At 65.8% G+C, this 1,573-nt stretch carries 2 protein-coding genes and 1 pseudogene; 1 reads left to right on the top strand and 2 read right to left on the bottom strand.

Features of this window, described 5'->3' with window-relative positions:
* The coding region (locus tag ACFWF3_RS35400) for a helix-turn-helix domain-containing protein (protein WP_379318490.1) at positions 1–313 on the bottom strand (313 nt) is incomplete at its 3' end.
* Between the two features lie 108 nt (positions 314–421).
* On the opposite strand from ACFWF3_RS35400, the gene ACFWF3_RS35395 reads away from it, so the two are divergent.
* A complete protein-coding gene (locus ACFWF3_RS35395) occupies positions 422–1,240 on the top strand; it encodes an MBL fold metallo-hydrolase (RefSeq protein ID WP_379318489.1) in 819 nt (272 codons plus the stop codon).
* 118 nt (positions 1,241–1,358) lie between these two features.
* Here the strand turns inward: ACFWF3_RS35395 and ACFWF3_RS35390 are convergent.
* A pseudogene (locus ACFWF3_RS35390) lies at positions 1,359–1,573 on the bottom strand (antibiotic biosynthesis monooxygenase); the annotation flags it as partial.

The raw sequence follows: 1,573 nt of genomic DNA, 5'->3' as shown, positions 1-1,573 counted from the left end.
GGTCACGGAAAACGGGGCGATCGTTCTTGCGCAGGACAACGGCCACACCGGACGCGGCAGCAGCTGCTCCACCGACCAGGTCCGAGAGCGACGCGTCGAGCGCGTGGGCGATCCTGGACGCGACACCGATCGTCGGGCTCTTCTCACCGCGTTCGACCTTGGACAGCATCGCCCGGCTGACCGACGACTGTGTGGACAGCTGTTCCAGCGTCAGGCCCGCCTCCTCGCGGCGTCGCCGTACGTTACGGCCGAACGCGCCTGCCAGGTCATCACGGTGCTGTGATTCGGCCACGTTTGCGTCTTGCTCGACCACCGTGCTCCTCGATCGATGGATACCTCGCTGCAGTGTAGACTTTCTCCTAAAGAAGATTTACTCTTCCATCGGAGAGAAGCGATACGCGCCCAACACGATGGAGGCTCCATGCGTTTGATCTCGAGTGGCCGGCACCATGCCACGTTCGAATTCGGCGGTCTGCAGGTGATCTCGTTGCGAGACGGGTACATCGACATGCCACCGACACGGCTCCGCGACGAGGACGGGCGCCCGCTCCCCGCGCTGCCGACCGCCGTGCCGCTGGCCGGCGACAACTTGCGGCTGTCGGTCAACGCCTTCTTCGTCACCGACGGCACGCGGTCGGTTCTCATCGACACCGGCGCGTCCGACGTTTGGCACGACCCCACCATGGGATTGATCTACGACGCACTCGACGAAGCGGGAATCGACCGGGCGCAGGTCACCGACGTCGCCATCACCCACAACCACGAAGACCACGTGAGCGGCCTGATCACGCCGGACGGTTCGGAGGCGTTCCCCGAACTCGAGCGGGTGTGGATCGGCGCGGGCGACACCTCGGTGTTCACGGGGCGGCTCGAGCCGATCCGCGACCGGGTCGTACCCGTGTCCGAGAAAGTCACGATCAACGACTGGGTCACCGCGATTCCGACACCGGGCCACACACCCGGTCACACCGTCTACGACGTCAGCAGCGCCACCGGCCACCTTCTCGTCTGGGGTGACACCGTCCACGTCCCCACGCTCCAATTCGATCAGCCGAACGTGACCTGGGAGTTCGACGGCAACCAGTCCCAGGCCCGCGCCGCGCGAGCGGCCCTGCTCGAACAGCTGACTCAACCGGACCACTTCGTGGCAGGCGCCCACCTCGACTCACCCGGCATCGCCCGCGTAACCCCCTCCGGCGATGGTTACGCGCTGGAATATCTCGCACCACCGATCGGCTGATCGAGCCTGTCGGCGCGGGGCCACGCTCGTCATGGCGGCCCAGGAGGCCGAACTCGCCTGCCAGCCGAGACGAACCGGGAACAGTTGGACTTCACCGGGCCTATTGACGAAATCGACGTCACGGGAGCGTCCAGAACACCCTTGTCACCAGATAGAAGAAGATCGCGGCGAGCGTCAGGAAACCCACCGAGCAAGCGAGTCCGACCAGGTCGGTGCGGGGATCGGGGCGGGGGTCCGATCGCATCCAGAATCCCAGCGCGCGGGTGACGACCGGCATCACCACCCAGGTCAGCAGGCTGACCGACAGGATGTTCCCGACCAGCAGGCTGATCC

Origin of the sequence: Nocardia sp. NPDC060220 (assembly GCF_042727815.1) — a bacterium.
GTDB lineage: Bacteria > Actinomycetota > Actinomycetes > Mycobacteriales > Mycobacteriaceae > Nocardia.
This window is presented reverse-complemented; position numbering and strand designations above follow the sequence as displayed.

What these genes read in the sequence shown, in the direction of transcription:
- ACFWF3_RS35395 (WP_379318489.1), top strand. Translation starts at nt 422, where the DNA reads ATGCGTTTGATCTCGAGTGGCCGGCACCATGCCACGTTCGAATTCGGC.